This window comes from Gluconobacter sp. Dm-73 (assembly GCF_018256215.1).
GTDB lineage: Bacteria > Pseudomonadota > Alphaproteobacteria > Acetobacterales > Acetobacteraceae > Gluconobacter > Gluconobacter cadivus.
The window spans coordinates 314,941-331,118 of the sequence record NZ_JAERLW010000003.1; the positions used below are offsets into that span (position 1 = coordinate 314,941).

Genomic DNA, 16,178 nt, shown 5'->3' on the forward strand with positions numbered 1-16,178 from the left:
GAAATTATTCACAAAATAAAAAACAGTTTCTTCAAATGAAGAGACTTCTAAAAGAAGCCGGTCCTTTCGTCTGAAAGATCCTTTCCATGATCCTGACATCCCAGACCCTTCCGACTCTGCCGGACTCCATCCTGACCTCGCCCTATGATCGGGCAAACGTCACACCCGGAATTGTTCATCTCAGTGTCGGCAACTTCCACCGTGCCCATCAGGCCGTCTATACAGACCGCGCTCTGGCCCTTCCGGGGCAGTCCGACTGGGGCATCGTGGGCATGGGCCTGATGGACCTTCCCGGCGAAGTGGCAAAGGCCGAGGCCCTGCACGCACAGGACGGCCTCTACACCCTGCGCGCCTGCCCGCCGAACCGTCCCGATACGGTCCGCGTCGTCAAGTCGCTGGTCGAATACATCCATGCCCCCGCCGACCGCGAGGCCGCTCTGAAGCGCCTGACGGACCCCGCCATCCGCATCGTCAGCCTGACCATCACCGAAGGCGGCTATTACATGGACGAGGCGGGCCGATTCATGACCGAACACCCCACCATCGCCGAAGACCTGCACCGCCCGGTCCCGCAGACGGCCTTCGGTATGATGACCGAAGCCCTGCGCCAGCGCCGGGACGCCGGAATCGCGCCCTTCACCATCCTGTCCTGCGACAACGTGCCTGCGAATGGCGATGTCGCCCGCAATGCCGTGCTGTCCTTCGCGCGCCTGCGGGACGCGGAATTGGCGGCGTGGATCGAAGCCGAAGTGGCGTTCCCGTCCTGCATGGTCGATCGCATCACCCCGGCCGTTCATCCCGCCGACGTGGCGCGCCTCAATGCCCAGAGCGGCATCGAAGACCGCGTTCCGGTGTTCTGCGAAGACTTCATCCAGTGGGTCGTGGAAGACAACTTCCCCGCCGGACGCCCGGCCTGGGAACAGGTCGGCGTTCTGTTCACGGACGATGTCGAGCCTTACGAACAGGTCAAACTGCGGATGCTGAACGCATCCCATTCCATGCTGGCGCTGCCCGGCGTGCTGATGGGATACCGGCTGGTCGATGAAGCCATGGGCGACGAGCATCTCGCTGCCCTGCTGGAGCAGTTCCTGCGCCACGACGTCGCACCACAACTGACGGCCCCTCCGGGCATCGGCCTGTCGGACTATGCCGCCCAGCTTCTGGAGCGGTTCCGCAACCATGCCGTCAGCGACCAGCTTCTGCGTATCACGTCCGACAGCACATCTAAGCTGCCGGTCTTCCTGCGCGCCACGGCGGAGGACGTTCTGAAAAACGCGCAGGACCCGCGCCGCATCGCCTTTGGCCTCGCCTGCTACTGTGCCTATCTGGTAGGCCGCGATGACGTACAGGCCAGCTTTGCCGTCACCGAACCCCGCCTGAGCGCCGACGACCGTGCTCTGGCGCTGGACCCGAACCCGGCCAAGGCGCTGGAGATGAGCGTGTTCGCCGGATGGGGCCTTGAAGACTCCGCCGAGTTCCTCACGCGCTTCATCCAGACCCGCGAAGACCTGAAAACACGCGGCACAGCAGCCGTCCTGAAGGATCTGGTCACAAACGGATAAAAGTTTTTGGTGAAGCTTTTTTCAAAAAGCTTCAAAGATCTCCGCCTTTTTGAAAAAAGGCGGAACCCAAAAACTTTTATCCAAATCAGTCCGAGACGCGGGCGATATCGGCACCGCAGGCGGCGAGCTTGCGGTCCACGCCTTCATAGCCCCGGTCCAGATGATAGATGCGGCTGAGCTGCGTCTCGCCTTCCGCTGCCAGACCCGCGAGGATCAGCGAGAAGGACGCCCGCAGATCGGTCGCCATCACTGGCGCACCCGACAGCTTCGACACGCCACGGATAATGGCGGAGCGGCCATGCACGTTCACGCGCGCACCCATGCGGTTGAGTTCGGGAACATGCATGAAGCGGTTCTCAAAGATCGTCTCGGTAATCATGGACGCCCCTTCCGCCACGGACAGCATCGCCATGAACTGCGCCTGCATATCCGTCGGGAAACCGGGATACGGCTCGGTCATGATGTCCACACCCTGAAGCGTACCGTTGCGACGCACGCGCAGACCACGCGCCTCTTCAACGACCTCGACGCCCGTTTCCTCAAGCGTGCGGATCACGGCCCCCAGATCATCGGCCCGTCCGCCCACGAGCAGCAGATCACCACCTGTAATGCCAGCCGCGCAGGCATAGGTGCCGCACTCGATGCGGTCCGGCATGACGGCATAATGCGCGCCGTGCAGCTTCTCCACACCGTCAATAACCAGCGTGCCCGAGCCTTCGCCCGTGATCTGCGCGCCCATGGCGTTGAGACAATGCACCAGATCGCTGATTTCCGGCTCACGCGCGGCGTTGACGATATGGGTGCGCCCCTTCGCCAGCGTTGCGGCCATCAGCAGGTTCTCGGTCGCGCCTACGCTGGCGAACGACAGGATGATCCTGTCACCCTTCAGCCCGTCCGGCGCGGTCGCATTGATATAGCCGTTTTCCAGACGGATCACGGCCCCCAGCGTCTCAAGCCCCTTGAGATGCATATCCACAGGACGCGTACCAATGGCGCAGCCACCGGGCAGCGAGACCTTAGCTTCCCGCGCCCGCGCCAGAAGCGGCCCCAGCACCAGAATGGAAGCCCGCATCTTGGAGACGATGTCATACGGCGCCTCGACGGAGCCGATCTCGCCACCAATGGACAGCGTGCGCGGCCCGACGTCTTCAACCGCAATGCCCAGCCCCAGCAGCAGGTCGCGCATCGTCTGGATATCCGCGATGCCCGGAACATTGGACAGCACCAGCCGCTCGGACGTCAGAAGCCCCGCAACCATGAGCTTGAGGCCAGAGTTCTTGGCCCCCCCGATCTCGATTTCGCCTGTCAGGCGGCGGCCACCGCGAATGATGAAACGGTCCATGGTGCGATCCTTGAGAAACGGGCCTTGAGAAGCGGAGGGTTAGAGGCGGGGCGTGGTGACGCCGGACTGGCGCATGTATTTTCCGGCACGGTCGGCATAGCTGACCTCACAGGGGCTGGCGCCCTGAAAGAACAGGAACTGGCAGATGCCTTCGTTCGCATAGATCCGCGCGGGCAGCGGCGTGGTGTTGCTGATCTCGATCGTGACCTGCCCCTCCCATTCCGGCTCCAGCGGCGTGACGTTCACGATGATGCCGCAGCGCGCATAGGTGGACTTGCCGAGACACACCACCAACGTGTCACGCGGGATGCGGAAATACTCGACCGTATGCGCCAGCGCGAAGCTGTTGGGCGGGATGGTGATGTCCCCTGTACGGGTCACGAAACTGTTGGAGGCAAAATTCTTCGGATCGACGATGGCGCTGTCCACATCCGTAAAAATCTTGAATTCATCGGCCACGCGCGCATCATAGCCATAGGATGACAGGCCGTAGGAAATGACGCCCTCGCGCTTCTGGGCCTCCACGAACGGCTCGATCATGCCTTTTTCCCGGGCCATCTGGCGAATCCATGTGTCGGGCATGATGGGCATGAAAGCACTCCTGAGCGGGGCGACAGAAATCGCCGTGCGTCTAACCCACCTGCTCTAGCGAGCGACGCCCAATCACGCAATGTGTCAGATCAGTCATTTTTCGTGAGCACCTGTGACGAACGGCCCAGCAGGGCTTCCAGCCACTGCGGACGCAACTCACTGGTCAGCACGCCACCCACGATCAGCACAGCTCCCAGCAGCGTCGCAGGAGGCAGATGATCGCCTGCCATCCATCCCACAAGCCCGCCCCAGACGGGCTCTCCGGCATAGATCACGGCTGCTTTTGTGGGAGAAACGGATTTCTGCGCCCAGTTCATCACGACCTGCACCAGCGCACTCAACCCACCCAGAGCCAGCGCACAGGCGATCCAGACCCATGAAAAGGCCGGAAGCACTTCCCCTGAAACCGGGACCATCAGCCCGGCAAACAGACTACCCGCGAAAAGCTGCATGACCGTTATGCGCAGACTGTCCACACCTCGCGCATAAAGGCTGATCAGGACAATCTCGATCGCAATCGCAATCGCGGCACACAGTGTCAGCAGATCACCGCGCCCAAAAGACAGCGACAGCGCCGCCGGTCCGGCCAGACAGACCAATCCTGCGAATGCCAGACCGATCCCGAGCCAACTCATGAGATGCGGCGCCCGGCGCAGGAACGCCCATTGAAAGATCGGCACCAGCGGAACGTAGAGCGCCGTAATAAAGGCAGAACGACTGCTGGTGATGTCGTGCAATCCCGCACTTTGCAACACATAGCCGGTCGCCAGAGTAACGCCGATCAAGGTTCCGGCCCAGATTTCCCGCCGGTTGAAATCCAGCAGTTTCCGCCCGGCCAGAAGGCCGACGAAAACTGCGGCCATCATGAACCGGACAAAAACGAAAAACCGCGGTCCGCAATGCTGCATGGCGGTATGCAGCACGAGGAAGGTCCCACCCCACAATACTGTCACGCCCGTCAGCGCCAGCTCCTCTGGGGACGGCATGGGAAACTTGCGTTTCACGGGCTCTCAGCGCTCGTCGGGAGCGGATGAGGGAGCCTCATCCTGCGGACGCGCACGCTGCTGCTGTTTGCGGCGCATCAGATTGGCCCGTAGCGCCTTGGCCTCGCGGCTTTCCCGCTCTTCCTTTGCGGCCGCAGCGCGGTCACGGATGATCTGCTCCGTGGGTTTTGCGTCCTTACCGGTCATGGTTCTGTTCCTCGAATGTCGTCCGCAGACGGGTGCCCAGAAGCTCGTCATACACACCGAGCGTGCGGGACTGCATCAGCGCTGTCGTATAATGGGCGACGGCATGGGTGCGGGCCTTGTCCATCATCCGGTCCTGCATGTCCCAGTCCATGAGCAGGATGGTTTTAAGGGCCTCGGCCAACGCCTCCGCATCACCGGGCGGCACGACCAGACCCGTCTCCCCGGGCAGGATCGTTTCCATCATGGCCCCCTGCGCCGTGCCGATCACCGGACGGCCCATCATCTGCGCTTCCACCAACGTCCGCCCGAACGGTTCTGGCCGAAGCGAGGGCGCTACGACAACAGTCGCCAGATCACAGGCCGCAGGCATGTCCGTACAGGTTCCGGCAAACCGGACACGATCCTCAAGACCAAGTTCCCGCACGCGCTGCTGCAATCGACGCGAGAACTTCCGGTCACCCTCCGGCCCCGCCAGAACGCAGATCCATCCTGTATCCGCCCGATCCCGCAAGAGCGCCAGCGCCTCAATCAGAACGCCCTGCCCTTTCCACTCCGTCAACCGGGCGGGCATGAAAATGACGTCTTCACCATGCAACACACCCCAGGCTTCAGCAAGTTTCTGCACGCGCTCACCGGAAATCACGCCGGGTTCGAACTCCTGCGGGTCTGCCCCACGCGGAATGACACGAAGACGGCTTTCCGGCACGCCGTATTCGCTCCGCAAACGGTTCGCAATGAACTCCGAAATGGCGATGACGCGCACGCCCCGCGCCAGCACGGAATTATAGAGTTTCTTGCCCCACCATGTCGCCTCATGCACGCCGTGCCACGTCGTCACGAGCGGGATATTCTCTCGGCGGCACGCGATCCACGCTGCCCAGGCCGGAATCCGCGAGCGCGCATGGACCAGATCCACGCCTTCACGCCGGATAATCGCCTGAAGATCCCGCGCCCGACGCAGAACGGCGAAAGGGGATTTTTTCTTCAGATCAAGCGCGATATGCCGCCCGCCCGCATGACGGAGCTGCACCAGAAGACGCCCCGGACGCGAAGCCACAATCGCGGTCCCGCCTCCTTGAGTGATGGCGGCGGCAACCTCAACAGCCCCGCGCTCCAGACCGCCGGTGCCCAGCGCCGGAAGAACCTGAAGGATGACGGGAGAGCGGTCGGTCATGAGGGTTCTGCGGAGCCTGTTCCGGAAGGGTATTTTCAGATGAAAACAGCCTGTAGCCGGGTCTGCCTCCCCTTCCCACCCGAAAAATGAAAAACGATCGCCCTGAACGACAAAAGGGGCGGCCTCCGTGCCATTTCCGGCACGAAAACCACCCCTTCCGCCTGTATCGGGAGCCGCAGCTCCCGGTTTTATCAGCCCTTGTGATCGGGCAGGGCGTAAACCACGAGCTGGTCGCTAACCGGCGTCATCATGAAGTGATGTCCACCCGCCATGATGGCGACGTACTGGTGACCATTGGCCTCGTAGGTCATCGGGTTGGCCTGTCCGCCGCCCGGCAGAACCGCGCTCCAGACCACCTTGCCGGTGTGTTCGTCGATGGCGCGGATCTGGTTATCCGTAGCCGCACCGATGAACACCAGACCACCAGCCGTCACGACCGAACCACCATTGTTCGGTGTGCCGATTTCCCATGGCAGACCTGTCGGCAGACCCCAAGGACCATTGGCGCGGGCCGTTCCCAGCGGGTGCTGCCACAGCACCTTCTGACCATGCTTCATGTCGATGGCCGTGATCATGCCGTAGGGCGGACGGTTGCACATCATGCCCGTGTACTGGTTCCAGAACGGGGTCACGACGATGCCATAAGGCGTGCCGTCCATGGCGCCGTTACCTTCGGCTCCACCACCACCCGGCTTGTAGTTCGGGTCGTCGATCGGCATCAGGCCAAGCTGGTCAGCCTTCTTGCGGGTCACGAGCTGGTCGTACATCGGGGTGATGTTCCAGTTCGCGATCAGGATGCCGCTCTGCGGATCATAGGACATGGAGCCCCAGTCACTGCCGCCGTTATAGCCCGGATATTCGATCCACGGCTTGTCGACGCTCGGCGGGGTGAACTCGCCCGTATAGTTCGCACGGCGGAACTTGATACGGCAGAAGAGCTGGTCAAGCGGAGACATGCCCCACATGTCCGTCTCTTTCAGATCCGGCACGCGCAGGGCGGGCATTCCCGTGGACCAGGGCTGCGTCGGCGTACGCGGATCGCCCGGAATCACACCCGGAGACGGAGCAGGACGCTCCTCGACCGGCAGGATGGGTTTGCCGTCACGACGATCGAGCACGAAGGTCTGACCGCGCTTGGTCGGCATGATCAGCGCCGGAACGGTCTGGCCATCCGGGCCAGGCATGTCCATCAGCGTCGCCTGCGAGCCGATGTCATAGTCCCAGACATCTTTGTGAGCCGTCTGGAAGACCCAGCGCGGCGCGCCTGTCTTCACGTCGATGGCAACAACTGCCGAGGACACCTTGTTTTCTTCAGGGCTACGCAGCGCACTGTAATAGTCCGAAGCCGAGTTTCCGGTCGGGACGTAAACGAGGCCGAGCGCATTGTCGCCGGTCATCGCAGCCCAAGAGTTCGGCGTACCACGGCTGTAATGGTTGTTGCCCGTCGGCTGGCTGTGATCGTTGGGATTGTTCACATCCCAGGCCCACAGGAATTTTCCGCTTTCGGCGTCATAGCCACGGATTACACCCGACGGCGCCCAGCGACGCTGACCGTCGAGGACTTCGTGGTTGACCACAACCACACCATTCACAACCGGCGGCGGCGTCGTCATGGACACGAAGCCGGGGACGGACTCGCCCATGCCCTGCATCAGGTTGACCTGACCGCCATGCCCGAAGCCTTCGCACAGATTGCCGGTCGCGGCGTCAACCGCGATCAGACGCATATCGAGCGTGCCTTCGAGAATACGATTGTGGCAGGGCTGGCCTTCCGGCACCTGCGAGGACGTGAAATACGTCACACCCTTACACGCGGCGGTGTAGGGAATGGCTTCATATTTCTCGTTGATGTTGTGACGCCAGATCTCCTTACCCGTCGCCGGGTCGAGCTTCATGATGTCGTTCTGTGCCGAACACATGTAGAGGCCATCACCCACCTTGATCGGCGTGGTTTCGGCAGCCCATTTGTTCGTCTGTCCCGGACGCGGATAGCTGCCCGTGTGATAGACGAAAGCAACCTTGAGCTGGTCGGCGTTCTGCGGCGTGATTTCCGACAGCGGCGAATAGCGCGTCTGGCTGTCATCACGGCCATAGGCAGACCAGTCTCCCTGCGCGGGAGCAGCACTCTGCTGCGGCACCATCTGCGGAACGTCGTTCGGGTCCATGGACCCGATATCCGGCAGATTGGCAGCATTCACGCCCGCAGCCTGCGGCGCATAGGGAGACGGACCGGAGAAGCGGCTCGTACTGGCAGGAGTCGTTGCCGTCGGCTCGTCGGCATTGCCGGGGCCGGGAACGGAAGCCGTGGGCGAACCGCCACTTCCGGCAGGAGCAAACTGGGCGTTGGCAGCCAGGGGAGCACAGGCCAGCGTGACGCAGGCTGCGGTGGCGAGAAGATGGGATCTGCGCATCAGACGGCTCCCCTCAGGGTGCGGCGGGTTTCCAGTCGGCGAAGAACAGGAATGGTGAGAACGACGAGGATACCCAGCAGCGTGGGGCCAAAATCGCGTGGCAGAAGATCAACCGGGCTGAAACCCACTTCCCACAGCGACCAGACCCATGTGTAAGCCAGCGCGCCCAGATAAAGGAAGGCGCCAAGCGTACGGCCCAGAACCATGAACACGCCGCTGGCAACCAGCACGACGCCACAGATCAGATAATAGACGGAGCCGCCCAGCATCGCGAGTTGAGCCCCGCCGATAACAAAGAACAGCCCCACCAGAACGATAACAACCCCGAGCACGAGCGTGAGCCACTCGGTCAGGGTTCTGTTGCCATAAGTATTTGGCATCGGTGAAAGCCTCCTGCACTGATACCCCGGACGGTAATTCCGGACTTTCAGGAAAGCTACGGCTCTTTTGCAATATTCCCCTGTTTTATTCTAACAAAACCGTGTGCGAATACAGTTTCATTATGGTGAATTCAAATAAACGTTATTCCAATTACCCAGCCGGAATCGTGACAACCGCGCCACCCGTATGATTGGTCGCCGCAAGGGCCGCCAGAACCTGCACCATCGTAAAGGCCAGTTTGCTCTGGAAATCCCGGTCACTGATCCAGAACCACGCATTGTGATAACTGACGGCGGCATAAGGGCCGTCCGGCTCGTCCTTGCTCGAATGGATCACGACTTCCGGCCGGTTTTCAATTCCGACCTGCCCGATCGTTGGCGGGGTGCGACCGGCCTTGATATCGCCTTCCGGAACCTCGACCTCATAGGCAAGCTGCGTGAGCATCGCGAGCATCGAACGCGTCAGAATCGCAATCTGGCCCGGATGCTTGGGATAAGGCCCATAAACGATTTCGGCCTCTTCCGCCGTCGGATCGAGATGCAGCAGACGACGCACTTCGGCCTGAATCGCGAGCAGATTGCTTTCCGAGGTGGACGTCAGAACCAGATAGGACCGCTCAGGACCCGGGCCGCCGCCATTACCACCACCATTATTATCTGACTTGCCACCGTTCTTCTTGCTGTCCGTCGGCGTCGCCGGATCGGTCGTGATGCGGATGGTCATGGCCCCCGCAACCTGAAGCTGCCTCAGATCATGCAGCAGCAGATAGAACCGTACGGACCCGCCGCCAAACGGTCCCGCGCCGAGGCCCCGCACATTGGACAGGCCATCAATGGACTGCGCCGTCAGACGCAGCAGCGTGTCGATCGGCAGCCCGCCAAGGCTGAGCGGCATAATGACGGTCGGCGAGATCGGCCGGACCACGTTTTCGGCGTATTGCTGCCCGGTGACGGGCTGATAGGTGAAAGTCGGACTTTCCCCCAGCGACATCGTCCCTGTGCCGAACAGATAGTTCCCAACCGCCGTTGCCGGATAGGCATAGAAACCGCCGCTGACGCTCTTGGAGACGCTGTAGCCCGCAATCACCTGTGTTGTATCGAGGAAGGTCGGCGGATCGGCATAGCGTAGTCGCACGATGTTGAGCAGCATCTCGTGCTTCTGGGTATCCCCCAGCGCGCGGGAGTATTCGAGCTGGTCGTTACGCAGCTTTCCCGGGCCCATCGGACCACAGGCAGAGAGCCCGATTGCGGAAAGACAGGTCAGGGCAGCCAGCAGCGTGGCACGAAAATAGGAAGGATTCGGCATGGCTGTGTGAAGACTGTCCCATTGGCAGGCAAAGCGGAAGGCCCGACCTTACTAAAGGGCGATGCGCATATCTGAAACCGCCATCTTTCCTTTCAGGACCCGGCGAGACAAGATTCTCGACGAAATGTGTCGTCGAAGTGCTTGAAACACCTTCCAGCCTTGCCTAGATCAGTAGTCGAAACACAGGCCCGTGAGGGTCTGGGGACGTCAATAGGGTTCGATCCGGTGCCTGACAGGGCCGGGACGGACCGCTGAGAGGACTGATTTTACATGAGCAAAGTCATTGGCATTGACCTTGGTACCACCAACTCCTGCGTCGCCGTACGCGAGGGTGACGAAACCAAGGTGATCGAAAACAGCGAAGGCGCTCGCACGACGCCGTCCATGGTCGCTTTCACCGACAAGGGTGAGCGTCTCGTCGGACAGGCCGCGAAGCGTCAGGCTGTCACCAACCCCGCCAACACACTGTATGCCGTCAAGCGCCTGATCGGCCGTCGTTACGACGATCCGACCGTCCAGAAGGACAAGGAAATGGTGCCGTACGGCATCGTCCGTGGCGACAATGGCGATGCATGGGTCGAAGCCCGCGGCGAGAAGTATGCCCCGTCGCAGATCGCAGCCTATGTTCTGGGCAAGATGAAGGAAACCGCCGAAAGCTATCTCGGCGAGACCGTCTCGCAGGCCGTCATCACGGTTCCGGCCTACTTCAACGACGCCCAGCGTCAGGCCACCCGTGACGCTGGCAAGATCGCCGGCCTCGAAGTCCTGCGTATCATCAACGAGCCGACCGCAGCAGCCCTCGCCTATGGCCTTGGCAAGCGTGATTCCGGCACGGTGGCCGTTTATGACCTTGGCGGTGGCACGTTCGACGTCTCCATCCTCGAGATCTCCGACGGCGTGATCGAAGTGAAGTCCACGAACGGCGACACGTTCCTGGGCGGTGAAGACTTCGACAACCGCATCATCGGCTTCCTCGCCGACGAGTTCAAGAAAGAGCAGGGCATCGACCTGCGTGGCGACAAACTCGCCCTGCAGCGCCTCAAGGAAGCCGCCGAAAAGGCTAAGATCGAGCTGTCTTCTTCCAAGGAGACCGAGATCAACCTGCCGTTCATCACGGCCGATGCCTCCGGCCCGAAGCACCTCGTCGTCAAGCTGTCCCGCGCCAAGCTGGAAAGCCTCGTCGATGATCTGGTGCAGCGCACACTCGGCCCGTGCCGCGCAGCCATCAAGGATGCGTCCGTCTCCCCGAGCGAGATCGACGAAGTCATTCTCGTTGGCGGCATGACGCGTATGCCGAAGGTCATCGAGACGGTTAAGGAATTCTTCGGTAAGGAACCGGCCCGCAACGTCAATCCTGACGAAGTGGTCGCTATCGGTGCTGCCGTTCAGGGGGCTGTCTTGAAGGGTGACGTCAAGGACGTTCTGCTCCTCGACGTGACGCCGCTGTCGCTGGGTATCGAAACGCTGGGTGGCGTGTTCACCCGTCTGATCGACCGCAACACGACGATCCCGACCAAGAAGAGCCAGACCTTCTCCACGGCCGAAGACAACCAGAACGCCGTGACCATCAAGGTCTATCAGGGCGAGCGTGAGATGGCGGCTGACAACAAGCTGCTGGGCAACTTCGACCTTCAGGGCATTGCGCCTGCGCCGCGTGGCGTGCCGCAGATCGAAGTCACGTTCGACATCGACGCCAACGGCATCGTGAACGTGTCCGCCAAGGACAAGGCCACGAACAAGGAACAGCAGATCAAGATCCAGGCCTCTGGCGGTCTGTCTGACTCCGACATCGACCGCATGGTCAAGGACGCGGAAGCCAACGCAACCGCCGACAAGGCCAAGCGCGAACTGGTCGAGCTGCGCAACAGCACGGAAAGCCTCATTCACCAGACCGAGAAGTCCATCACCGAAGGTGGAGACAAGGTTCCGGCGACTGATAAGTCCGAAGCGGAAGCCGCTATTGCCGAAGCCCGCGACGCTCTGGGTGGCGAAAATCTCGACGCCCTGAAGGCTGCCAGCGAGAAGCTGACGCAGGCTGCCATGAAGGTTGGTCAGGCTGTCTATCAGGCCGGTCAGGGTGCTGAAGGCGCTGCTGCTCCGGAAGCTGAAAAGAAAGACGACAACGTCGTCGATGCCGACTTCGAAGACCTCGAAGACGACCACAAGAAGCACTGATCGGGTGACTTTCCCGGATGGAGCGCAACGCTCCGTCCGGCCCTGTTTTCCGAGGGCGCCCGTTCCCGCAAGGGGGTGGGCGCCATTCTTGTTTTTCCGGCCCATAACAGGGACCGCCTTCCGGAACGCCCCCTAAGGACCGAACATGGCCATCAAAATCGACTATTACGAATCCCTTGAAGTCTCCCGCACAGCCTCGCCGGACGAGCTGAAAAAAGCCTTCCGCAAGCAGGCCATGCGTTACCACCCCGATCGCAATCCGGGTGATGACGCCGCCGAGCAGAAGTTCAAGGAAATCAACGAAGCCTATGATGTCCTGAAGGACTCGCAGAAGCGCGCGGCCTATGACCAGTACGGCCATGATGCCTTCGAAGGTGGCATGGGCGGAATGGGGGGCGGCTTCGGCGGCGGTTTTGCCGGTGCGGGCGGTCTGGGCGACATCTTCGACCAGATGTTCGGAGACATGATGGGCGGCCGTCGGGGTGGTGGACGCCGGACCGGGGCGGATGTCCAGGTTCAGGTCGAAATCACGTTGATGGAAGCCTTCACGGGCGTGAAGAAGGATGTCGAGGTCCGCACCCGCGTGGCCTGTGAATCCTGCCACGGTTCGGGTTCGGCTGATCCCAAGGCGGGCAGCACCACCTGCCCGACCTGTCACGGCGCGGGCAAGGTCCGGGCGCAGCAGGGCTTTTTCCTCGTCGAGCGCCCCTGCCCGACCTGTCATGGTTCGGGACGGACCGTCGCCAATCCGTGCAAGGTCTGTCACGGCACGGGAACGCAGGCGAAGACCGAGACCATCAGCATCGACATCCCGGCCGGTGTCGAGGACGGCACCCGCATCCGCATGGCGGGCAAGGGCGAAGCTGGCGGCGAAGGCGTGCAGCCGGGCGATCTGTATGTCCACATTTCCGTCCTGTCGCATGACATTTTCCAGCGCGACGGTGCGAACATCTATTGCCGCGTTCCGCTGCGCATGACACAGGCGGCTCTGGGTACGGAAGTGGAAGTGCCGGTTGTGGATGGTGGTCGAAGCAAGGTCCGCATTCCTGCCGGAACCCAGACGGGTGAGACATTCCGTCTGCGCGGCAAGGGTTTCTCGGTCCTGCGGTCTTCAGCACGCGGCGACATGTATATTCAGGTCTCGGTCGAAACGCCGAGCCATCTGACGAAGCGCCAGCGCGAACTTCTTGAAGAATTCGAGAAGGAAGCCGGGGACGACCACGCCAAGGGTAGCCCTGAAAGCAGCGGTTTCTTCGCCAAGGTCCGCGACTTCTTCGACGGCCGCTGATCCTCGGCAGGCTTACAAAAAAACCCCGGTGCCCTTCCTGAAGGCACCGGGGTTTTTTATGTCAGTTTTTTATATCAGGCCGCGCCGAAAATATCCTTCAGGGTCTTTTCCATCACCCCGGCATCCAGCGTCTTGCCCAGCCAGTGTTCCACGCAGATCACGCCCTGATTGACCAGCATGCCAAGCCCGTCCAGCGCGGTGCAACCTTTGCCTTCCGCTTCGCGCAGCAGACGCGTTCTGGGCGGGTTCGGGATCACATCCGCGACGATCAGGCCCTTACGCAGAGTTTCGACCTTCAGAGGCGGCATGGTTTCGGAATCGCCCAGACCGATGGATGTCGCATTGATCAGAATGTCCACGTCTTCCGGCACGCTGGCATCACCGTCCCAGGCCTGAACATCCGACTTGGCCGACGTATTGTCCCGGACGAGGGCGGCGATGGTCTCGGCTTTCTTCGGATCGCGGTTCATGACGGTGATATGGGCGGCAGAGGCCAGACCCAGTTCCACGGCAATGGCGCGTGCGGCCCCACCTGCTCCCAGAAGCAGGACCTTCTTGCCGGACGGGTCGGTGACCTTTTTGAGAGAGGCCAGAAAGCCCTTGCCGTCCGTATTGTCGCCGATCAGACGGCCATCGCGGATGGAGACGCAGTTCACGGCCCCGATGATCCGGGCGGATTCGGCCACTTCGTCCAGATGCTCGATCACCTTGACCTTGTGCGGCAGGGAACAATTGAACCCGACCCATTCCATGGCCCGCGCGCCTGCTACGGCCTCCTTCAGACCCTCGGCCTTGACGTCACAGTTGATGTAGCGGGCATCGATGTCGTGGTGCTGATAGGCGGCCTCGATCATGGCGACGGTCGGGTTGTCGTCGCAGGGTGTCGAGAACGATCCCGTCAGGATGCTGCGGAAATTCTGCTGGCTCATGAGAGGCTCCTCGGATCTGTGCAGTCTTGCGTTCACACGACATGACGCACGAGAGCGCAGAAGGTCCATTCACATTCCGGAAATCCCCAATTTTCTGTCTCAGTCGTCGACGGGCACAATCAGACCCAGAAGGGCCGCCTCCCGTCCCGTCAGCAGATCGGCGAGCGTATAGCCGTCCAGAACCGCCAGGAACGCGCCCAGCGCATCGCCCAGTACGCTCCGCAGCACACAGGCCGGAGACAGCACGCAGGGCCGTCCATCCGTGCTGTTACGGCCTTCGCAGTCCACCAGCGCCATGTCGTCTTCGGTAAAGCGCACGACTGCGCCCACGTTGATTTCCGCAGCCGGCCGCGCGAGTTCCAGCCCGCCGCCCCGTCCACGGACGGTGGTGACGAAACCGCCCTGCCCCAGACGATGGACCACCTTCACCAAATGGTTTTCAGAAATACGATAAGCCTGCGCGATCTCACGGATGGAAACACGGCGTGAGGCATGGGCGCCCGGATGGTGAATCCCCAGATGGATCAGCACGCGCAGGGCGTAGTCAGTGTGCAGTGTCAGACGCATGGCGACTCCTCTGCCAGATTGACAGGATCAGGTCACGTTTATAAAGATGTATTTTATATACACCTTTTAGGGGACCGCTCATGTCCACTTCCGCCGACCGCAGCCTCACGCCAGAGGTCATCGCCATCATCAAGGCCACCATCCCGGCACTTGAAGCGCATGGTGTGGCCATCACATCCGAAATGTATCGTCGTCTTCTGGCCGATCCGGCGATTGCGGAAATGTTCGATCCGACCCATCAGTCGACAGGAATGCAGCCCCGCGCGCTGGCCATGGCCGTGCTGGCCTATGCGAAAAATATCGACAATCTGGGCGTGCTGGGCGGGGCGGTCGAACGGATCGCCCAGAAACATGTCAGCCTCGAAATCCAGCCCGAACACTATCCGCATGTCGCAACAGCTCTGCTCGGCGCGATTTCAGCCGTTCTGGGCGATGCCGCAACGCCGGAAATCCTTGATGCCTGGGGCAGGGCCTACTGGGCACTGGCCGATATCCTGATCGGTCGCGAGCATCAGCTTTACGACAGCAGCGCCCATACCGAAGGAGGCTGGACGGGTTGGCGGGCTTTCCGCATCGCGCGCGCCACGGCAGAATGCGCGACCGTCACGTCACTCGAACTTGAGCCTGTGGACGGAAAGCCGGTCATCAGCGCCGTTCCGGGTCAGTATCTGGGTGTTGATCTGGACATTCCGGGCCATGGCCGGACCCGCCGCAATTACAGCATTACTTCCAGTCCCAACCGGACGGGCTATCGCATCAGCGTGCGTCATGTTCAGAACGGCGTTGTTTCAGGCTGGCTGAACAGCAACGCCTGCGTCGGCACGGAACTCCTGCTTTCACCGCCTGCGGGCAATTTCGTCCTGCCGGAAAAAATCGAAGGACCGCTGGGCTTCATCTGCGCCGGGATCGGCATCACACCCATGATCGGAATGCTGGAAACACTGGCCGGACCAGACGTCACGACGCCTGTTCAGGTCGTACAGGTGGCCCACTCCACCGAAACCGCGCCCTTCGCGGCGCGTCTGGCAGAACTGTCCCACAACACGGCAGGGCGCATCCGGGTCGTGACGCGTCTGACTTCAGAAGACGGACACCCGACCGCCGCCTGGGTCGCAGAGCAGCTGCCGGATGGCGTCTCGGCCTATCTCTGCGGCCCGACAGGCTTCATGCGCGACATGGTGCAGGGCCTGCCGGGCGCCGGAGTTCCGGCCAACCGCCTGCGTTACGAGACGTTTGGACCGGATACCGGCGTAACGGACTGAC

14 protein-coding genes are annotated in these 16,178 nt (G+C 61.5%); 4 read left to right on the forward strand and 10 right to left on the reverse strand.

Translation table 11 applies throughout. The features are described 5' to 3' along the window. Window positions 1-86 precede the first annotated feature (86 nt). Window positions 87-1,562: a mannitol dehydrogenase family protein gene (locus JK176_RS04865; protein WP_211586697.1), complete on the forward strand. Its 1,476-nt coding sequence runs from the start codon at window positions 87-89 to the stop codon at window positions 1,560-1,562. Window positions 1,563-1,647: 85 nt separating this feature from the next. On the opposite strand, the gene murA is transcribed toward JK176_RS04865, so the two are convergent. The 8 genes from murA to JK176_RS04905 form a co-directional block, all read right to left on the reverse strand. Continuing rightward, a complete protein-coding gene (gene murA, locus JK176_RS04870) occupies window positions 1,648-2,904 on the reverse strand; it encodes a UDP-N-acetylglucosamine 1-carboxyvinyltransferase (protein WP_211586702.1) in 1,257 nt (418 codons plus the stop codon). 39 nt (window positions 2,905-2,943) lie between these two features. Further along, window positions 2,944-3,495, reverse strand: coding sequence for a dCTP deaminase (gene dcd / locus JK176_RS04875; protein WP_099285777.1), 552 nt, complete (start codon window positions 3,493-3,495; stop codon window positions 2,944-2,946). 89 nt (window positions 3,496-3,584) lie between these two features. Then, window positions 3,585-4,481 (reverse strand): DMT family transporter, encoded by an 897-nt coding sequence (locus JK176_RS04880; RefSeq protein WP_211586851.1) that lies wholly within the window; start codon window positions 4,479-4,481, stop codon window positions 3,585-3,587. A gap of 24 nt (window positions 4,482-4,505) precedes the next feature. Beyond that, complete coding sequence (locus JK176_RS04885) at window positions 4,506-4,685, reverse strand: hypothetical protein (RefSeq protein ID WP_194261151.1); 180 nt, start codon at window positions 4,683-4,685, stop codon at window positions 4,506-4,508. After that, a complete protein-coding gene (locus tag JK176_RS04890; RefSeq protein ID WP_211586705.1) occupies window positions 4,675-5,859 on the reverse strand; it encodes a glycosyltransferase family 4 protein in 1,185 nt (394 codons plus the stop codon). The genes JK176_RS04885 and JK176_RS04890 overlap by 11 nt, the downstream gene beginning before the upstream one ends. 191 nt (window positions 5,860-6,050) lie before the next feature. After that, window positions 6,051-8,270: a pyrroloquinoline quinone-dependent dehydrogenase gene (locus JK176_RS04895; protein ID WP_211575108.1), complete on the reverse strand. Its 2,220-nt coding sequence runs from the start codon at window positions 8,268-8,270 to the stop codon at window positions 6,051-6,053. After that, complete coding sequence (locus JK176_RS04900; RefSeq protein ID WP_194261148.1) at window positions 8,270-8,650, reverse strand: glycerol dehydrogenase; 381 nt, start codon at window positions 8,648-8,650, stop codon at window positions 8,270-8,272. The genes JK176_RS04895 and JK176_RS04900 overlap by 1 nt, the downstream gene beginning before the upstream one ends. A 151-nt stretch (window positions 8,651-8,801) precedes the next feature. Continuing rightward, window positions 8,802-9,956, reverse strand: coding sequence for a hypothetical protein (locus JK176_RS04905; RefSeq protein ID WP_211586707.1), 1,155 nt, complete (start codon window positions 9,954-9,956; stop codon window positions 8,802-8,804). A gap of 270 nt (window positions 9,957-10,226) precedes the next feature. On the opposite strand from JK176_RS04905, the gene dnaK reads away from it, so the two are divergent. Next, window positions 10,227-12,131 carry a molecular chaperone DnaK gene (gene dnaK, locus JK176_RS04910; protein WP_211586710.1) on the forward strand — a complete coding sequence of 635 codons (1,905 nt, stop codon included), beginning with the start codon at window positions 10,227-10,229 and terminating at the stop codon, window positions 12,129-12,131. 145 nt (window positions 12,132-12,276) lie between these two features. Then, a complete protein-coding gene (gene dnaJ / locus JK176_RS04915) occupies window positions 12,277-13,419 on the forward strand; it encodes a molecular chaperone DnaJ (protein WP_211575106.1) in 1,143 nt (380 codons plus the stop codon). A 74-nt stretch (window positions 13,420-13,493) separates the two neighbouring features. On the opposite strand, the gene aroE is transcribed toward dnaJ, so the two are convergent. Beyond that, on the reverse strand, window positions 13,494-14,348 hold the full coding sequence (gene aroE / locus JK176_RS04920) for a shikimate dehydrogenase (RefSeq protein WP_211586712.1): 855 nt from the start codon (window positions 14,346-14,348) through the stop codon (window positions 13,494-13,496). A 99-nt stretch (window positions 14,349-14,447) separates the two neighbouring features. Further along, entirely contained in the window at window positions 14,448-14,915 is a 468-nt protein-coding gene (locus JK176_RS04925) for an Rrf2 family transcriptional regulator (protein WP_194267057.1), read from the reverse strand. Between the two features lie 80 nt (window positions 14,916-14,995). Here JK176_RS04925 and hmpA point away from each other — a divergent pair, with 80 nt between their 5' ends. Further along, window positions 14,996-16,177 carry an NO-inducible flavohemoprotein gene (gene hmpA, locus JK176_RS04930; RefSeq protein WP_211586714.1) on the forward strand — a complete coding sequence of 394 codons (1,182 nt, stop codon included), beginning with the start codon at window positions 14,996-14,998 and terminating at the stop codon, window positions 16,175-16,177. Window position 16,178: the final 1 nt, after the last annotated feature.

Coding starts and splice junctions, on each gene's coding strand:
- JK176_RS04865 (WP_211586697.1), top strand. CDS start 87: ATGATCCTGACATCCCAGACCCTTCCGACTCTGCCGGACTCCATCCTG.
- murA (WP_211586702.1), bottom strand. CDS start 2,904: ATGGACCGTTTCATCATTCGCGGTGGCCGCCGCCTGACAGGCGAAATC.
- dcd (WP_099285777.1), bottom strand. CDS start 3,495: ATGCCCATCATGCCCGACACATGGATTCGCCAGATGGCCCGGGAAAAA.
- JK176_RS04880 (WP_211586851.1), bottom strand. CDS start 4,481: ATGCCGTCCCCAGAGGAGCTGGCGCTGACGGGCGTGACAGTATTGTGG.
- JK176_RS04885 (WP_194261151.1), bottom strand. CDS start 4,685: ATGACCGGTAAGGACGCAAAACCCACGGAGCAGATCATCCGTGACCGC.
- JK176_RS04890 (WP_211586705.1), bottom strand. CDS start 5,859: ATGACCGACCGCTCTCCCGTCATCCTTCAGGTTCTTCCGGCGCTGGGC.
- JK176_RS04895 (WP_211575108.1), bottom strand. CDS start 8,270: ATGCGCAGATCCCATCTTCTCGCCACCGCAGCCTGCGTCACGCTGGCC.
- JK176_RS04900 (WP_194261148.1), bottom strand. CDS start 8,650: ATGCCAAATACTTATGGCAACAGAACCCTGACCGAGTGGCTCACGCTC.
- JK176_RS04905 (WP_211586707.1), bottom strand. CDS start 9,956: ATGCCGAATCCTTCCTATTTTCGTGCCACGCTGCTGGCTGCCCTGACC.
- dnaK (WP_211586710.1), top strand. CDS start 10,227: ATGAGCAAAGTCATTGGCATTGACCTTGGTACCACCAACTCCTGCGTC.
- dnaJ (WP_211575106.1), top strand. CDS start 12,277: ATGGCCATCAAAATCGACTATTACGAATCCCTTGAAGTCTCCCGCACA.
- aroE (WP_211586712.1), bottom strand. CDS start 14,348: ATGAGCCAGCAGAATTTCCGCAGCATCCTGACGGGATCGTTCTCGACA.
- JK176_RS04925 (WP_194267057.1), bottom strand. CDS start 14,915: ATGCGTCTGACACTGCACACTGACTACGCCCTGCGCGTGCTGATCCAT.
- hmpA (WP_211586714.1), top strand. CDS start 14,996: ATGTCCACTTCCGCCGACCGCAGCCTCACGCCAGAGGTCATCGCCATC.